Source organism: Flagellimonas oceani, from assembly GCF_011068285.1.
GTDB lineage: Bacteria > Bacteroidota > Bacteroidia > Flavobacteriales > Flavobacteriaceae > Flagellimonas > Flagellimonas oceani.
The window spans coordinates 169565-187659 of sequence record NZ_CP049616.1; the positions used below are offsets into that span (position 1 = coordinate 169565).

General features: G+C 41.0%; 15 protein-coding genes and 1 pseudogene. 5 read left to right on the plus strand and 11 right to left on the minus strand.

The features are described 5' to 3' along the window. Nucleotides 1–15: 15 nt before the first annotated feature. The 3 genes from GVT53_RS00805 to GVT53_RS00815 all read right to left on the minus strand — a co-directional run bounded on the left by GVT53_RS00805 (nucleotide 16) and on the right by GVT53_RS00815 (nucleotide 2967). A complete protein-coding gene (locus GVT53_RS00805) occupies nucleotides 16–1080 on the minus strand; it encodes an efflux RND transporter periplasmic adaptor subunit (RefSeq protein ID WP_036379401.1) in 1065 nt (354 codons plus the stop codon). An 8-nt stretch (nucleotides 1081–1088) separates the two neighbouring features. Further along, on the minus strand, nucleotides 1089–2426 hold the full coding sequence (locus tag GVT53_RS00810) for a TolC family protein (RefSeq protein ID WP_036386003.1): 1338 nt from the start codon (nucleotides 2424–2426) through the stop codon (nucleotides 1089–1091). 100 nt (nucleotides 2427–2526) lie between these two features. Next, nucleotides 2527–2967: a PaaI family thioesterase gene (locus GVT53_RS00815; protein WP_036379402.1), complete on the minus strand. Its 441-nt coding sequence runs from the start codon at nucleotides 2965–2967 to the stop codon at nucleotides 2527–2529. 79 nt (nucleotides 2968–3046) lie between these two features. Here GVT53_RS00815 and GVT53_RS00820 point away from each other — a divergent pair, with 79 nt between their 5' ends. The 4 genes from GVT53_RS00820 (at nucleotide 3047) to GVT53_RS00835 (ending at nucleotide 5390) form a co-directional block, all read left to right on the plus strand. Next, a complete protein-coding gene (locus tag GVT53_RS00820; RefSeq protein WP_051947139.1) occupies nucleotides 3047–3655 on the plus strand; it encodes a TetR/AcrR family transcriptional regulator in 609 nt (202 codons plus the stop codon). A 69-nt stretch (nucleotides 3656–3724) separates the two neighbouring features. Continuing rightward, the gene (locus GVT53_RS00825) at nucleotides 3725–4282 is read left to right on the plus strand and encodes a lysophospholipid acyltransferase family protein (protein WP_036379403.1); all 558 of its coding nucleotides are present in this window, start codon (nucleotides 3725–3727) and stop codon (nucleotides 4280–4282) included. Nucleotides 4283–4443: 161 nt separating this feature from the next. Further along, a complete protein-coding gene (locus GVT53_RS00830) occupies nucleotides 4444–4656 on the plus strand; it encodes a lysophospholipid acyltransferase family protein (protein WP_036379405.1) in 213 nt (70 codons plus the stop codon). A gap of 137 nt (nucleotides 4657–4793) precedes the next feature. Continuing rightward, nucleotides 4794–5390, plus strand: coding sequence for a TetR/AcrR family transcriptional regulator (locus GVT53_RS00835; protein ID WP_036379408.1), 597 nt, complete (start codon nucleotides 4794–4796; stop codon nucleotides 5388–5390). Nucleotides 5391–5553: 163 nt separating this feature from the next. On the opposite strand, the gene GVT53_RS21115 is transcribed toward GVT53_RS00835, so the two are convergent. After that, nucleotides 5554–5676 carry a hypothetical protein gene (locus tag GVT53_RS21115; RefSeq protein WP_255307434.1) on the minus strand — a complete coding sequence of 41 codons (123 nt, stop codon included), beginning with the start codon at nucleotides 5674–5676 and terminating at the stop codon, nucleotides 5554–5556. A gap of 103 nt (nucleotides 5677–5779) precedes the next feature. Here GVT53_RS21115 and GVT53_RS00840 point away from each other — a divergent pair. After that, nucleotides 5780–6881: pseudogene (locus GVT53_RS00840) on the plus strand (IS3 family transposase). Between the two features lie 357 nt (nucleotides 6882–7238). Here GVT53_RS00840 and GVT53_RS00845 read toward each other — a convergent pair. From GVT53_RS00845 to GVT53_RS00875, 7 genes are all read right to left on the minus strand, one after another. Next, nucleotides 7239–8195, minus strand: coding sequence for an aldose epimerase family protein (locus GVT53_RS00845; protein WP_036379412.1), 957 nt, complete (start codon nucleotides 8193–8195; stop codon nucleotides 7239–7241). Between the two features lie 168 nt (nucleotides 8196–8363). Then, complete coding sequence (locus GVT53_RS00850) at nucleotides 8364–9470, minus strand: alpha/beta hydrolase (protein ID WP_051947140.1); 1107 nt, start codon at nucleotides 9468–9470, stop codon at nucleotides 8364–8366. A gap of 59 nt (nucleotides 9471–9529) precedes the next feature. Next, a complete protein-coding gene (locus GVT53_RS00855) occupies nucleotides 9530–10984 on the minus strand; it encodes a sulfatase family protein (RefSeq protein WP_036379415.1) in 1455 nt (484 codons plus the stop codon). Between the two features lie 184 nt (nucleotides 10985–11168). Further along, the gene (locus tag GVT53_RS00860) at nucleotides 11169–12596 is read right to left on the minus strand and encodes a RagB/SusD family nutrient uptake outer membrane protein (RefSeq protein ID WP_036379417.1); all 1428 of its coding nucleotides are present in this window, start codon (nucleotides 12594–12596) and stop codon (nucleotides 11169–11171) included. A gap of 26 nt (nucleotides 12597–12622) precedes the next feature. After that, complete coding sequence (locus GVT53_RS00865; protein WP_163634978.1) at nucleotides 12623–15961, minus strand: TonB-dependent receptor; 3339 nt, start codon at nucleotides 15959–15961, stop codon at nucleotides 12623–12625. Nucleotides 15962–16122: 161 nt separating this feature from the next. Then, complete coding sequence (locus tag GVT53_RS00870; RefSeq protein ID WP_036379419.1) at nucleotides 16123–17199, minus strand: FecR family protein; 1077 nt, start codon at nucleotides 17197–17199, stop codon at nucleotides 16123–16125. A gap of 90 nt (nucleotides 17200–17289) precedes the next feature. Beyond that, entirely contained in the window at nucleotides 17290–17889 is a 600-nt protein-coding gene (locus tag GVT53_RS00875) for an RNA polymerase sigma factor (RefSeq protein WP_163634980.1), read from the minus strand. Between the last annotated feature and the right edge of the window lie 206 nt (nucleotides 17890–18095).

The following is an 18095-nucleotide window of genomic DNA, read 5'->3' on the forward strand; positions in this document are numbered from 1 at the left end:
GGTTATTGTCCGGTTCTAGTCGATGATGTCTATCTTGGAACCGTTCTGTAGATTGATCTGCCCGGTAACTATTACGAGTTCATTGCTGTCCAGACCATCTAATATTTCGACCTTATCACCGAATATTCTTCCAGCCGTTACACCGGTCAGTTTTGCAACTCCATCCTCAGCGACAAAAACCTGGTTACTGCTTACACTTCCCAGGAACGCATTTCTAGGGGCCACCAGTATCTTTTCGCTTTCCCGGTCTGACGAGGTGAAGGATGCCGTCCCGTACATGCCCGCCTTCAAGGCGTTGTCCGGATTGTTCGATATCTCGATTTCCACAGGAAAATTCAAACTGCTATCCGATTTCGGTGCTATAAACGTGATTTTCCCTGCAAATGTCCTGTCTGGTAAGACACTGGCTTTTACATTTACCGGGGCACCCGTTTTTAAACTGGCCACTTGGGACTCGTTGACCGTAACCCTAAGTTTAAGTTTGGAGACATCGACAATTTCGAACATTGGTGTTGCTGTTGCCAGAACAGAACCTGGTTCGATAAAACGCTTATTTACAACTCCTTTTATCGTAGCTTTTATGCTGACATCACTCGCATTTACCCTCGCTTGTTCCAGTCTCGATTGTGCAGTAACCAAGGTCAACTTGGCCTGATCCATTTGTTGTTCGGTCACTCCACCGGTTTTTAAGGCATTTTCAAAACGGTTGAAATTTTTGGACGCATTCTGATAGGCCGCTTCGGCCGCGTGCAGTTCTGCCGATACCTGCTCACTTCTCACAACTGCCAAAGTCTTGCCCACTCTGACATGATCACCTTCTTCTACCAATACCCTAACGACTCTACCTGGCTTTTCCGCAGAAAAATCCAGTTCTTTAAAGGGCTCGAAGTTTCCATTGGCGGTAAAATTGAGGGGAATAGTTTCCATCTTTACCGTATCAACCTTTACAGTGACACTAGCATTTTTCTGTGCAACTATATCCGTTTTTGCTTGATTTTCTTGTTTGTTGTTCATTAAGATGAAGGCAATCAGGGCCAATACCACTAAAATTGTAAGTATGTATATTATGTTCTTTTTCATCGTGCTTATTAGTTTGTTAGTGACTTTAATTCCCCTTTAGACTTCAACAACAGGATTTCTGCCAGTTTGTATTGTAAAATTGCGGAGTTAAAGTTGTTCCTAGCCTCGGTCAAGGCGTTTTCCGCATCCAATAGATCCGTTAGCGGAGCCAAACCTTGGACGTAATTGTTTCTGGTATTGTCCAAAACTGCCTGTGCCAACCTGACATTTTCGTTTTGATTGTTGACGGTCGCAATACTATTGTTTATTTGGGTTCGGGCATTTTCGTAATCAAGATCTAAGGCCAATTCGGTATCCTTGATATCCTCTTGTAAGATCCGCAGATCTATATCGGCCTGCATTACTTTGGAACGTGTACCAAAACCTGCGAAAATGGGAATTTTCAAATTCAATCCTATCGATGAAAAATCGGACCAATATACCTTGTCCTCAGGCTTTTTGAACCAGGGAAGGTCCGGGCCTTGGCCAAGATAGTTGTACCCAACTGTTAGGGAAAGCGTTGGATAATATTCCGCCTTGACCGCCATTTTCTGGTAAGTCAACAATTGTTCCTGCTTTTTGAGAAGCAGATACTCCGATCGATTCTCGGTATCCGGGGATGAAACTACCTCGCTTGGTCTGAATTCGAACTCGATTTCCGGAATTTCGATTTGGGCGGTTATGGGCATTCCCATAAAAAATTTCAGGGTATTTTCTTGAAGTTGTAGCGCATTGTTTATCTGGAGCCGTTGGGTCTCTAGATTTGAAATTTTAACAATAATCCTGTCCAAATCGATTTTCTTCGCTAGCCCATTTTGAAACTGGCCCTCAATGATATTTTTCGCCTTGATCGTATTTGCCAACGTACTATCAAGTACCTGAAGGTTTAAACGCTGTAGATATACTTGATAGTAACTATTGGCTACCTTTTCTATTACCTGCTCTTGAGTTAATCGATTATTGATCTGATAAAACTCACGGGTAGTTTTTGCTGCTTTTAAACCTGTGTAAACCGATTGGTCAAATAAGTTCTGGTTCAACGAAACACCAAAGACCGAATTCCATTTTTGCCCCAAAGTTGCCTGTATAACGGTGCCCGGTTGCCCAAAGGAACTTCCATCGATCACATTGGTCTGTAGGATGGGATTATAGACCAAACTACCATTTCCTGTGATCTGTGGCAATGCTCGCGAACGAACTTCCTGGATTTGGTACTCACTATTTTCAATGGCCAGCTTCGATTTTTGTGCATCGGCCTTGTATTCAAGAGCATAGGAAACGGCATCCTTTAGGCTAAGCTGCTTTATTTCCTGGGCATTGGCTACGCAAACAAGGCATAAAAGGGAAATGCTTAAAATTTTTTTGATCATAAACGGATACGTATTTAATGGGGGAGAAATTTTAGGATGTCCTATAGGGTTTTTTAAGATCCTCTTGTTTTATGTATAATTCTTTATTACCTAAAGTTTAGGAGCCGTTTCTATGGATGCTATATATACATCTTGCCAAAGCCACTAAATCTTTTTGTCCACTTTGGAAAAGTTCCACGTCCACCACGTTGATGGATTTACCACTTTTAACAATCTTTGCCTTGGCCAAAATATCCCCTTCAACGGTAGGATGGAGATAATCGATCCGCATATCCAAGGTATTTATCCTGTCCTGTAAGGAATCGAGGGTCGTCGCTCCGGCAGCTCCTCCAGCCGTATCGGCCATAGCGGCCAAAATTCCTCCATGCCATCGTTTTTGCAGATAGTCGCCTATGAATTCTTTCTTAAAAGGGACTTTGATGCACACGTACCCAAGTCTGATTTCCATAATTTCTAACCCGAATATTTTATTGGCCGGCATCATGTTTTCAATAGCATGCTTTAAAAACAAATAGTCGTCTTGCCCTATTTCCTGCATTGGTCAGATTTTAAAAATTAAAAGATTTTTTTTTTGCTAAAATAAATATTATTTTAGACTTTCTAACTAAAAAAGTCAAATGTTCAATATTGAAAGTACCGATAATTTTTCGTTAATACTTGATTCCGCCAAAAAAAGATTTTGCCGTTATGGCCTTAAAAAAACAACAATGACGGAGATTGCCGGGGATATAGGTCTATCAAAAGCATCCCTATACTACTACTTCTCCACTAAAGAAGAACTTTTCAAGGAAGTAGTAAAGCAAGAACATAAAACATTTTTAAACGAGATTGAAGGTCTTCTTTCTTCGGTTGTCCCTGCAGAAGAGTTATTCCATATTTACCTAGAAAGGCGACTGATCTACTTTCGCGATTTTGCACACCTCAGTTCTTTGAGCCTGGAATCTATAAACAGTTTAAAACCCGTTTACGCCCGCCTATTCGAAAACCTTCGCAAAGAAGAAATACGACTTGTGAGTAAAATATTGGAAAAAGGTATTGCCGCCCAAGATTTTGAAAATCTTGATATTGCTTATTATTCGCAATTGTTCATTGCCATTTTCCAAGGGTTGCGGCACAATGTACTTATTAAAAAAGACACAATAAATATCACGGAAATTGAGTATTCTCTATTGCAGAGACAATATGAAAGCGCATTAAAAATGTTCGTGAAAGGAATCAAAAAATAAATCGTAGGCCGGCCTTTAGAAAAAAGGAAACTAATTATTTGTTGCCTGTGCCATTATAATTTTTTTGTAATGAAAAACAAGATGCTGCCCAAGATTAGATATTTGCCTTTTTATGCCATCTCGACCCTGCCGATGCCTGTTCTGTACCTGTTATCGGACATATTGTTTGTAGTGGTCTATTACCTCATGAAGTATAGAAGGAACTTAGTCTCGGACAATATCAAAAAATCCTTTCCTCAAAAACCACAAATTACACTGAGAAAAATTGAAAAGAACTTCTATCGGCATTTCTGTGATATACTTGTCGAATCGATTAAGACATTGACCATCAGTAAAAGGTCGGCAATGAAACGTTTGCGTATAGAGAATCCGGATTTGGTAGAACATTATTTAAGCGAGAATAAAAATATTTTGCTTTACACTGCCCATCAGGGAAATTGGGAATGGTTGATATTCCTACCACTTTTTTTCCTTACCGATCAGACACTTTATACAAACCAATTAAAAACCACTATTTCAATAGCCTATTTAAAATTATCAGAGAACGATTTGGTGTCCATTGCATTGAATCCACCAAGGGATATAGGACCATTATCGACCTTGAACGAAAGAATGTCATTATGTTGAACTGCATCATCGGCGATCAAAGCCCTGTCAGAATCAGTACCAAACATTGCTGCCATTTTTTGAACAGGGAAACAGCTTTTTTCTAGGGGCCGAAAAGCTTGCCAAAAAAACCAGTGAAGTTGTTTTGTTCCCTTCTTACAAAAAAATAAAAAGAGGGTACTATGGACTACATTTTTAGTTTGATAACGGAAAGTCCCGTTTCCGTGAGAATCAATGGGATTATAGAAGACTATGCAGAGGCATTGGAAAACGTGATCTTTAAATCGCCGGAACTTTGGCTATGGAGCCAAAGAAGATGGAAGTTAAGTGCCTCAATTTGGGATTTTAAAGTACCCGGCATTATTTGGTCTATCCAAAATGCTATTGAAATTTAAGACCAGTTATATTTGACTAGAAAGAACCGAAACAAAAGGTTTAACGACCTAATATTATTTATCATTTTGGTGATCTTTATCATATTTCGCTATCGTTATAAATACGTAACTTTATGTTGCCTTAATAATTTAACCCAATGATCTGTAAATCCGAACTTGTTGCATGCTCCGCCTTAAACTTCGCTCAATTTGGGAGTAAACGGTTCACACTCGATGAGTTGGCAAATCAGCTTGGCATATCAAAGAAGACCATCTACAATTATTTTAGGAAAAAAGAAGAATTGGTTCAAGAGAGTACGGTCTATCTACTGCAAAGATATTCAAGGGAGATCCAAGAATCGGAGATTGCTTTCTGTAAAGATCCTCTGGAAAAGATAATACTGATATACAAAAAGGGTTTCGAACATTTAAAATTTTTCAGTCCCACGTTCCTTTTCGGACTAAAGAAATATTACCCTAAGGCCTATGATCTCTATTATAGCTTTCGAAATGATTTGGTAAATAAAACTATTTACGAACTCTTTGTCGATGCACAAAAATTGGGCTTTATTCAAAATGAGGTGAACTTGAGATTGGTTTGTGAACTGTACTTTTTGAATTTGAACACTATCGCTTTTGGTAAAACCAGTCTGTTTGATAAATATACCCAGCACGAGATTCTACAACATCTCATAATCAACACCATAAAAGGTATTGTAACCGAAGATTACACCAACAGGTTTATCCAAAAATAGACTGACAACCGTCATGTATTATAATTGCCCCCATCCTTAGGACAGGGACAGGGACAATTACAAACAAAAACTTGACGAGCTAGCCCATAAACTCGCCTAGCGATCAGATAAAGTGCATTGGTCATTTTTGCGCCTCTTCCTTTCCTTACGCACCGCTCTTCAACTAGACTAGGATGGCATTGATAATTTCAGAAATCGGGGCTGTCGGTGGAAAACCACTTTGGGAAAGAAAAATCTGCGGAACTATCTCCATTTCAATAGTATCTTTATCGTGTACTTTGTGCATGGACTATGGAATTTAAGTATGGTAACACTGATCTCAGAAGTCTGTAAGGTTCCCTGAAAAACGAAGCGTTGGAAATTAGAGTTCAACGTTTAAATTTGAGGCAATGAAAAAAAGCAGATTCACCGAGACACAGATCATCAAGGTCCTAACGGCACAAGAAAAGGGAAAGACCGTTGCCGAGATATGCCGCGAGCACGGTATCAGCCAACCGACCTTTTACAACTGGAAGGCAAAATAAGGGGGGCATGGGAGTAGACCAACTCAAGAAGATGAAGGAGATGGAGTCGGAACTTGCCGAGTTCAAGCGCATGTAAGCCGATCTTGCCTTTGAGAACAACGCCCTGAAGAACCTTATCGAAAAAAGCTAAGCCCGCCGAGAAGCGAGAAGCTGTCGGATACCTGGCCAAAGAGGTAGGGTTGAGTATCAGGCGGCCTGTGGGGCGGTGAGCCTTAGTCTGTCGGTCTATTATTACCGTTTCAAGAGGAAGCCCGAAGACGAAGTGATTATGGATTCTTTGGAAAAGCTGGCCGAAGGTCACCCGACCTACGGGTTCAGAAAGATGTTCCATATGCTCAGGGCAATGGGCCACGGCTGGAACCACAAAAAAGTCTACAGGGTCTATGTGTTGATGGGGCTGAACATTCGAAGAAAGCGAAAGAGAAGGTTGCCCGAAAGGGTAAAGAGCCCACATATACACCCCGTGGACTGTAACATCACATGGAGTGCCGATTTCATGCAGGATACCTTGACCAACGGAAAATTGTTCAGGGTCTTCAACGTAATCGACGACCTAAACAGGGAACCCCTGGTGTCCACCGTCGACACTTCGCTCAGTGCGAGGAGGATAACAAGAGAACTGGACAGGCTCATCGAATGGAGGGGTTCACCGGAGACCATCCGCGTGGACAATGGCCCTGAGTTCACTTCGGCCATTTTCAATACATGGGCCACAAAGAACGGTGTCGAGATCCGGTATTTCCAACCGGGAAAACCGACCCAGAACACTTTGGTCGAGAGGTTCAACGGCATCTACCGTAAAGAGGTTTTGGATGCTTATCTGTTCACGGAGCTTGATCTGGTCAGGGACCAGACCCAGAGATGGTTCCGGGAATACAACAATGTCCGACCACATGAATCATTGGGCAACAGGCCACCGAAAAAATTTTGGAAAGCCGAGGGAAATCCAGCTTTCCCTAATTGCTAATGGACAGCCATTTCACAAAAGAAAGTATATTTATGGACGCTTTGCTTTAGGGGAACCTTACACTATCTCTCGTCCAAAAAAAGTTTAAATCACTTCATATGCAAAATAACCTACTGAAGCAAGGTCGTGTTTATGACTTATATTGAAAAATGGTTATTCCAAAACTTATCAAATTTTCTCAATAAACCTCAAATGTAATATTTCATGTTTTAAAGTAACGCCAAAGACAACAGGCACTGCCAGTAATTACCTTCTTTAGAAAAGCAGAAACGAAACACAAAACACCATAAATTCGTTACATAATTAGGCATTAGAAGCAAATGCAAAACCATGTTTTGATAATATGTAGATTGTTGTTTAAAGGCTTTGGTCTATTTGTATTAAAAAATAATACTTAACGGTTTCGCCCGGTTTCAATGTGACGAGGTGTGACTTTTTTTCAATATCTTTTGGAGAATCCTCAAAATCATGATGTGAGGCCATAGGCTCAATGCACACAAACGGATATCCTGGAGGGCTCCAAATATTGACATTCGGAAAATTACCCAGAATCAAACTTATGTATGGTTTTTGGCCAGATTTGGCCAGACCAATTTTAGTGATAACTGAATCTTTGATGAAAATCCCAGTATTAGGTATCCTGTCATCATCAAATCCAAGAGTTGTCTCATTTTGTAAAAAGGGGGCTACCGAATCTTTCAGAAGACTATTTTTAATTAGTTCTCTTTGGGCAGAAAGGGATTTATAAAAAAACAACTCATGCTTTTTTCTATCATTTGGTTGACCAAGTGACAGATTAAACCCAGGATGCCCCCCAAGTGCAAAATACATGCTATGGGTATCGTCATTTCTGATGACGTATTCGTTCAAGATGGTATTATCGGTCAATTTATATCGAACTGAAATTTTGAACAAAAAGGGATAGTTTTCATGCAATATTTCTTTGTTGGGAACAAAACTTAATGTAACCTCATCATTTGATTTATGTTTTACTGTCATAAAGCGCTCTTTTAAAATTCCCATTTTCGGCATATCGTATTTGACGTTCCGAAAATAAAATTCGTTGTCCCTGAATCTGACATTTACTGGAAACATTATGGGAGCCCTGTCCGCCCAATATTCACCATTGCCCTGCCATAGGTACTCAAACTCACTGATTTTGCCTTTTATGCTTTGAAGTTCAGCCCCTTTTTTGCTTATTGATACCCTAATGGAATCATTTTCGAGCCAAAGTAACTCAGAACCTTGGCCATGGACTGTAAAGAAAAATGTCAAAAAAATAAATAAAAAAGCCAATACTTTCAGGTGTGGCATTTTACAATCCCACTTAAAAGTCTTTTTCGAATCTGTTGGTTTCACGGTGTGAATGTATTAGTTCATAATAAGAAAATCAGCATAAGGACAGGAACTGGAAGCAAAAGTAAAAAAGCGCAGACAAGCTGCGCTCCCTTAAAAAAACTAACTCAAAATCAACCTATCATATTACTTTTCACCATGTAGGTAAGCGGACATAGTCGGAAATACCTCACCGATGAGTTGCTCACTGACCTTGTCACTATGTTTGCCGGTGTACCAGCAGGTGCTATGTGGTATTTTTTCCTCTTTCAACAATGTAGAGAAATAAACTGAACCTTCGAGCAATCCGGGAGTTTCGTCCTGATAGCCACAACTCAATGCAATTTTTTTGTACTGGGTTAAATTGTTCTTGTAATTTTTCACTTTTTCTTCCAAATTCCCAAAACCAGCTACCCATTTCTCTAGGACTTCTTCTTTCTTGGAAAAGGTGCCATCGGCATTCATCGTAAACGGGAATGCAATCTTTAAGGGTTGTGAAAGATCGGGAGAGAATGCAGATCCAAAGGCAAGAATACCAAATATGCTCGTTATCTTTCGGTCATACGATTTTAATTCTTGTTGCAAGGTTTCAGAAAAATCCTCATCCCTCACATTTACCATTTTTTCGGATAAATTCTGAACCTGCACCAAGGTCGAATCGTTCTTAAACATACCATTCAATAAATTATCATTTGCCAAAACGGCAGGACTCATGGCATAGGCCACAGAAAATACCTCGGGATGCCTTAAGCTGATATTGATTGTTCCACCTCCGCCCATTGAATGTCCACTTATTCCACGAGATTCCCGTTTCGCCAAAGTTTTGTAATGGCTGTCAACATAAGTAATGACATCTCTTACAATAAAATCTTCCCAATTTCCCGAAACAGGTGAATTGGCATACATCGACCCTTCAAACAGATTATGGCCGTTGAGTTCTATTAAGATGAACTCGTGTTCTTTACTATTCTTCATATAACTGTCAAAAGCCTCCGTTTTGGGATATTCGCCAGCCTCAACGGTATAACCGTTCAAAAAATAGACAACTGGAAACAATTGATCTGAGTCTAAGTAAGACGGTGGTAAATAAACCCCAATCTTTTGCACATCTTTCGTGCCTATTAAATTATCCTTAAGTGATGGAGCCGGAATCTCCACCAGCGAATAGTTGCTTTTTTGGTCCTGTGCTACTATGCCCCCGCCTAATAGAAGCAATAAAATAACCACACATTGAATTTGACCTCGTTTTTTCATATATATATTGTATATTGATAAATTAAAACTAGTTTGAAATTTAATTGATAATTCAAAGGTCAACCCCTGTCTTTCAACTGATCTTCCCCTTTGACCAAATTTAAATTATGGATTTTGACCAAGGCTTTGATTTGCTCAATGACATCAGGGTTACTTTCGGCAACATTATATTTTTCAGATGGGTCCACTTCAAGATTGTATAGGAGTGGGGGGTCATGTTCTTCACGCATCGGTGGGCCATAGGCACCTTCCGTTATGAAATGGGCTTTGAAGGCTCCCAGCCTAACCGCATAAAGCTCATCTCCCCTGTAATAAAACACTTCTTTTCTCTCACTTGGTTTTTTTTCAAAGAGTGTTGGCCCAAGGTCATTTCCATCCATCTGTCGATCTTCGGGCAATGGCACGTTTGCCAATTTGCTGAAAGTGGTAAACAAATCCATGGTGGTGCCAATTTGGGTGACCAAACCAGGTTGGATTCGGCCTGGTCCCCAAAAAATACATGGCTCACGCATACCCCCTTCCCATGTAGATCCTTTTCCTTCCCTCAATAACCCTGCACTTCCACCTTCTTGGTTCATGATGAGCCATGGTCCGTTGTCTGAGGTGAAGACTACAATTGTATTCTTATCTAGGCCACTATTTTTTAATTCGGCCAATATTTGTCCCACCCCATGGTCAATTTCTTCAACAACATCGCCATAGAGCCCCCTATCGCTGGTGCCCAGAAAGTCCTTTGATGCGAAAAGGGGCACATGTGGAAGATTATGGGCCAAATAAAGGAAAAAAGGTTTTTCCTTGTTCTTCCTTATGAACTGTACCGCCTCTTCATTATAACGTTTTGTCAATGTGTTCTGATCAGCTGGGCGCTCCACTATCTCCGTATTGCGCATCAGTGGAACATTGAAAGTATTTATATCTTTCCTCTCTTCCGATTTCCAAAAATCAATATACCCTTGAGTTGACCTGAATGGAATAATGTTGTCCATGTCATTGCTGTAAGGAATACCAAAATAATAGTCGAACCCTTGGCTCGTTGGCAAATACTCCTCTTTATGTCCCAAATGCCATTTGCCAATGCAAGCCGTCACATAATCGACTTTTTTTAATTGTTCGGCCAAGGTTATCTCACTTTGCGGCAATCCTTTATGGGAATCGGGAAAAAGAACACGGTTCACCTTACTGGTCATTCCATTTCTGATGGGCAATCTCCCGGTCATCAATGCTGCCCTGCTGGGTGTGCATACGCTCGACCCAACATAGAAGTTCGTCCATTTTTGGCCTTCGACCGCCATTTGGTCCAGGTTTTTGGTGTGTATTGTAGGGTGCCCATATGAGCTTAAATCACCATACCCAAGGTCATCGGCAAAAATGACAACAAAGTTCGGAGGTACGTCTTCTCTCTGTGTAACTTGGTCGACATTGGCTTGTTGTCCCGTGCAGGTGCCAACCCATGACAAGAAGGCAAGTGTCAAAAACAGCTTTATGTTCATGAATCTAATCGTATTTACTTTCATCTAAATTTAATTTTTAATATTCAAGCAAGGCCTGGTAAATCCACAGAAGTCTACCAAGATAGACTTCAGTAAAGCGAAAAGGTTGGAAGAAACCTTGAGGTAGGCCGACCATTAAATTAATCTGGAATACTTTTCTTTTCATTATATATTATATTCTCGACTCCCAAAAAGAACACTGATGTTTTTAATATCCAGGATTTTGTTCCAAATTTGAATTGGCATCCAGTTCTCTTTGGGGAATCGGATAGAGCACATGAAAATCCTGGGCATTTTTCCCCCTTGCTTGGGCCCTAGAAATCATGACCCCGTGTCTTATTTGGTCTTCCCTCGCATTTCCTTCAAAGTAAAATTCCCACTCCCTTTCACTCAATATGGCATCTCTTAAGGAATCTTTGCCAAAACTTCCCAGATTCAAGGGGGTGGCACCGGCCCGGTTCCTGACCTCGTTGATCAGGTCGATGGCCTCTTGGGTGGGACCATTGAGTTCATTGAGTGCTTCTGCCCTTGTCAACAATATGTCCGCATACCTGATGACAATAATATCATTGCCAGCTGACGCTCCCACGGCATTTGGGTCAAAAGGTAATTTATAGGGGTGTGATTGATCGTTGCCCAACCCCATTACCAGTTCACCGGTTGCCGTACTCTGCCATTCGGTTATTATACGGCTGGTTCTAGTATCTGTCGCCTCAAAGGAGTTTACAAAATCATCAAATAAGTAAGTGCGTGCAGCAAATACAGAATTGTTCGGGAAAGGTCTTGGATAATCCGGTGGGAAAATCAGCGCATTCATAAACTGGCCCGCCCCAGCAGCATCTTTGGGAAGTGCCCAAATGACCTCGGCATTGCCCTCGTTCGATATTTCAAACACGTCTGAGTAATTGGGTAAAAGACTGTACAGTCCCAAATCGATAACGCCCGAGGACATGTCGGCCGCTTTTTGCCATTGCTTGGTGTTCAGGTAAAACTTTGCCAAGACCGACATGGCCACGCCTTTGGATGCTTTTCCAAAGGCCGGAGGTTGGTTGGGTAAAGTGGCTATTGCCCCCAACAGTTCCTGCTCTATAAAGGCCTGAGTCTCTTCGTCAGTTGATCGGGGCAGCAAAGGATCATCAGTAGAAGACCGATAAATCGGCACCCTACCAAAAAGCTTGTAAAGCTCCGAATAGGCCCATCCCCTTATAAAATGGGCCTCGGCTTCCGTTCTCTGCTTAAAATCATTCGAAAAAGAATCATTGTCCAGGTTGTCCAGGACCAGATTCGCATCACGAATGGAACTAAAGTACACTATCCATACAGGAATCAATTGGCCATGGTTGCTGTCCCAATTGTAATCGATCAATGATTGCCATACACTTTCAATCGACCCACCAGCGCCCCATACCTCACCGGCTGGCATGGTTCCCAAATAATAAGGGGACCAGGATTCATCATCCCCAGCCCTATGCGAATAGGCATAAGCTGCATTCAATAAGGAGCTGAGACCTTGCTCAGAGGTAAAAAGTGTTGAGGGCGAGAGCTCAGAGAACACCTCTTCCTCCAAACGTTCTTCACAGCCCAGCAGGCCAGACAGCATTATAGTGAGAGCTATTCTATAATAATAAGTTTTCATAATTATGATTTTTTTAATTGTTTGACCTAAAAATTGGCAGTAAGACCCAACATATAGGTTGTTGCCAGGGGATAACTACTATAATCGATCCTAACGTTACTTCTACCGAATGAATTAGCCTCAGGATCAAATCCCACATAATCAGTAATTGTAAACAGGTTCTGGCCGGTCACATAGACTTGAAGTGAGTTCAAAAAATCAATATTTTGAACTGGAACGTTGTACGATAGCCTGACATTTTTCAAACGCAGGTAAGATGCATCTTGAATGGTCAGGGTATTCACTTTTCCTGCACCATAGGCATTGGGGTTTACCCCTGATGGCCATTTAGCACCTGTATTTTGGGGCGTCCATCGATCCAATATTTGGTGCGCAAGTCGGTTTCTTCTGAAGTTTGCAGGATAGAGAGACTCTATCAGGTTGATATTCAATAGGTCGACACCTGCCTGACCTTGAAAAAAGAAGTCCAACGTCAAATTCTTGTAGGAAATTGAATTTTGTATACCATAGGTAAAATCAGGATATGGGGTGCCTATAATGGTCTGGTCGGTAGGCGTAATGGCCCCATCTCCATTTCTATCTTCAAAAATTGGAAAGCCTGGCTGGGCTGTGGGCTGTGGTGAATTGGCTATATCGTCACCTTCCTGAAAAATGCCGGTGACAACATATCCATAATAGGAGGCCAGGGGATCACCTTCTTGAATGATCGCCGTGTTGCCCACTGCTTGTACACTTCCCGTCACAATACTTTCAATTCGTCCCAAATCCACCACTTCATTCTTAATGGCGGAAAAATTCAATGAAGTATCCCATTTAAAATCATCGGTCACTATGTTGGTCGAGTTAAAAAGAAACTCAACCCCACTGTTCTTAACTTCGCCTACATTTGTCAATATTGATGAATAACCGGAAGCAAATGGCAATGGAAGGTCAAACAACAAATCCTTCGATTCTTTTGAAAAATAATCTAAACTACCACTGAATCTGCCCCCTGAAATACCGAAATCAAGACCGATGTTGAGTTGTTCGGTGGTTTCCCACTTAAGGTCTGGATTTGGAATACGCTGGGGGGAGACACTGCCTGAAATGGTGCCACCAAACACTACGTTGGGTCCTGTTCCAAAGGTCAGTTGCGATGCATAGTTGCCAATTTCCTGGTTACCTGTCTGACCCCAACTCGCCCGTAGCTTGAACTGGCTGAAACTATCGGGAATAAATTCTTCTTGGTCAAGTTTATAGCCCAAGGCAAAGGATGGAAAATAACCCCATTTGTTGTTCTCTCCAAACCTTGATGACCCATCCGCCCTTATTGAGGCGGTAAATAAAAATTTGTCAAAAAGGTTATAGTTCACCCTGCCTAGATATGACAACAAGGTATTTTCTTCCTTGCCACTAGAGAGTACATCCGTATTGGTGTCGCCCAGTGCCAAATTGTTAGTTTTGATATCATCTGTCGGAAAACCGCTGATATTACCGGAAAAGAACCGCGAACTGAACTTTTGAAAGGTGATACCACCCAATACCGTAAGTGCATGGTCTTCGTTAAAAGCTTTGTCATAGGTCATCGTGTACTCGAACAGATAGTTGGAGCGTTCCAATACGTTGATGTTCGCGATACCGCCAGCGGCACCGCCACGAATGGTCTGGGTGGTATTGTAAATGTCACGTCTCGATGTTTGTCTGTCGGTCCCGAAATTGAACTTGCCTGAAAGATCTTCAGTGAAATCGTAGTTCAAAAAAGCACTTCCGAATGTTCTATTGGTCTCGCTCTCGCTAATGATGGCATTTATCAAGGTAACTGGATTGTTGACAGTCAGATTCGCCGACTGGCTAAAAGTACCATCGTCATTAAATATGGTCTCCGTAGGATCATATAACAATGAAGAATAAATAGGCCCTGCTTGCTCATTGGTATTGACGCCATCGACATTGTTGTTGTCCTTGACCAAACTTGTGTTGAAGTTTAGGCCTATCTGGGTCTTGTTCCCAATTTTTGTCTCAAGGTTTATTCTTCCGGTATATCTTTTTATCCCCGTATTTTTTACAACACCTTCTTGATCAAAATAGTTGAATGAGGCATAATAGTTTGTGTTTTCGCTGCCCCCGCTCACAGCCAGGTTGTGATTGGTCAAAGGAGCCGAGCGAAAGACTTCATCTTGCCAATCGGTCCCCCTGCCGATTCTTGAAATATCCTCATTGTTGAAAACCACTGCGTTTCCTTGTGCAATTGACAAGTCGTTTATGGCATCTATGTATTGTGAGGTGGAAAGCACATCGATTTTTTCAGCGACCGATTGGATACCTGCATATACATCATACGTGACATTTACCTTGCCTTTGCTTCCCTTCTTGGTAGTGATCAAAATTACCCCATTTGCCCCTCTTGAACCGTAAATTGCCGTTGCTGAGGCATCCTTTAAAATCTCTATCGATTCCACATCAGCTGGATTCAGGGAATTCAAGGGATTCCTAGGGCTCAGGTTTTGACCTACTTCGGCCACCCCGCCAGAACCAAGGTTGGGGCTGTTGTCAATCGGGAACCCATCTATTACATACAAAGGCTCGTTACTGGCATTCAAAGAGTTGGAGCCCCTGATCCTAATTGCCAACCCACCTCCAGGGGCTGAACTGGCTTGGTTTATCTGTACCCCAGCAGCCCTACCTAGCATCATTTGGTCCACGGATACGTTCGCCCCCGGGTTCATGTCGTCTTGACCCAATGACGCCACGGACCCAGTTAAGTCACTTTTCTTCTGCGTTCCATAGCCGACAACCACGATTTCATCAAGGACGGCAGTACTTTCCTGCAAAACAATGTTCAAAACCGATTGTCCGTTGACAGGGATTTCTTTCGTAGTGAACCCGATATAGGATACGGTCAATATGACATCACCGTCAGTTACCTTGATCGAAAAATTTCCATCAAAATCGGTTTGGGTGCCGTTCGTGGTTCCCTTTTCGATGATATTTGCTCCTGCCAAAGGAACTCCTGAATCATCCAAAACCGTTCCGCTGACCGTAAAATCTTGAAAAAAAACGGCGTCGGTGTTTGGTATATGATAGGTTTGATCTTTAAAGACTGTTACTTGTCTGCCAATAATATTGTAACCTAGACCGTACGATTCTAATAAAGAGTCAAGAACGTTAGGTAAGGTTATATTGTTTTTCTTGAGAGTAATTGAATTATCATTGGGCAAAATACCATCTTTGTAAAAAAAGATGTACTCGCTTTCATCCTGTAACTGGTTGAATAGTGTCTCTAAACTTACATTTTTAAGGTCAAGATTAAACTTGGTCTGTGAGTAAGAGTGGTTTGCATAGAGAGCGGTTAACCCCAATAATATGTAACAAAGAAAGGACCTCATTATTTTTATTGAAATGGATTGACCATTTAATTTGCCTAGAACATGGGCAATACTTAAGTAATTATTCATAATTTTAGAGTTCAGTTTAGTTATTACTTCGGTAATACATTTTACCGGCAGATGCGCCAACATCTGTCGGTTTTCATTTCATTCTGTATATTTTATTTCATAGGCACTGTATCTTTTAAATTTAACTTGGTGGAGGCCAGTATGATTTTGTCGGTTTGATATTCCGCAAAAAAGTTAGATGCTTCTCCTATAGTTTGTATGACTTGCCCCAGATTTTCCTTTAAGTCAAGTTTTCCAGAAAATGTTTCTGTTTTTAAATGATTTTCCTTTATGAAAATTTCCACACCATAATATCTCGACAATTTTGTGGTGATATATTCCAAATCACGGTTTTTCAGATTTAGGAAGCCTTCTCTCCACCCAAAATATTCATCAATGTTCACATCGTGCATTTCTATTTCTTTGGTTTTGGTATTATAGCCAGCCATTGTGCCCGGGGCCATCTTAAAAGACTTTTCGTCATCATGGTCATAGGTCACCAAAACACTGCCGCTCTTAAGAACTGTACTAGCCATTTCATCATCGGGATAAGTGCTGACATTGAAAACGGTTCCCAATACATTGATCTCCTGATTGGTCGAGATCACCCGAAAGGGTTTTGATGGGTTATGTGCAACTTCGAATATGGCCTCACCTTCGAGAAAGACCTCCCGCTCCTTATCCCTGAAAAACGCAGGGTAGATAAGCCTAGACCCTGAATTTATCCATATTTTCGTTCCATCAGAAAGGGTCACGTCGGTACGTTTTCCAAAGGGCACCAGTATCGTGTTGAATACAGGTTTTTTTTCATCTTCTATAGTTTGTCTATATTTTTCACCTGTTCCCACGTGCAGATCTTTTCCCGTTGACGAGTACCTTAATGTGTTGTTCTTTTCATTTAGTTGAATTTTTTCTCTCTCTCCGAGCACCACGATTACTTGGCTGCTACTGCCAAAGTCAACAATTGATTTATTTTCATCAATATAATCCTGCAATGACTGTTCGCTAGATTTGTCAAAAACGGTAAAAACAGCAAACAACAGCGCTATCGATGCCGCCGCACCGTACAACAACGTTGCCCTTCGTTGCCTTTTTGCATTTTTTCTTAGAAGTTTGGCCGATCTTATAATACGGCTCTTAAGCTTTGTCCGCTCTAAGTCGGAAAGTGGTTCGTTCTCGCTAAAGTTCATACTTTATTTGTAATTATGGGGTAAATGGAACTTACCGTCCATATATAAGAGGGCAGTTTTTGATATTTATAGACAAAAAAAAACGCTTTTTTAAAAGAACAATGTTAAGGCCGTGTCGCGGATCGTTTTTAACGTTCTGTAAACCAGCGTTCTGGCAGAAGCAACAGAAAGTCCCAAATCTCCGGCGATCTGTTGATATGTCTTTTCTTGGGCGAAACGAAGTCGAAGTATCTTTCGTTGATGATCCGTTAAATTAACCATTATTTTTTTTAGCCTCTTTGACAGTTCATTTTCTTTTTCATCTTCGATCATTTCTTCCTCATGTGAAATAACCGTCAGGCCTGCAGTAGAGTAACTATTGTTAAAGGTTTCCAATTCGCTCTCCAAACTCTTGATCTTATGGTCGCTTTGCTTAATGAGTTTTCTTTTAAGGGACATTATCAAATAGGCCTCTATGTTTTTGACATCCGATAATTTCTTGTGGTATCTATAAAGGTCTAGAAAAAGATTGTGGATTTCATCTTGAACTTTAGCTCTATCTCCACTGATTTTGTACCCATAGGCAAAAAGTTTGTCAACGTAAAGGTCATATAGAGACCCCAAAGATGCCAAACAGCCTTTCTTCAGATCTTTCCAGAGCAGTTTCTCTATAGAGTCTAGTACTTGGTCTATTTTTTTTTCTCTTCCCATTGATACCGTAATCCAAATGGTATGGCAAATTTGCCGATTGACAAAATCATAATTAGTAAATGGAATATTATCATGTCCCATTATTGAAATTATCGCAACTAATGTATAAAAAAAATAAAGAATTGATAACAATGATAAATTTTTTTACAAATTAACTTTTTAATGATATGAGAAGTTGGGTGCCCAGCTCAAAAGGGCTAAGAGTG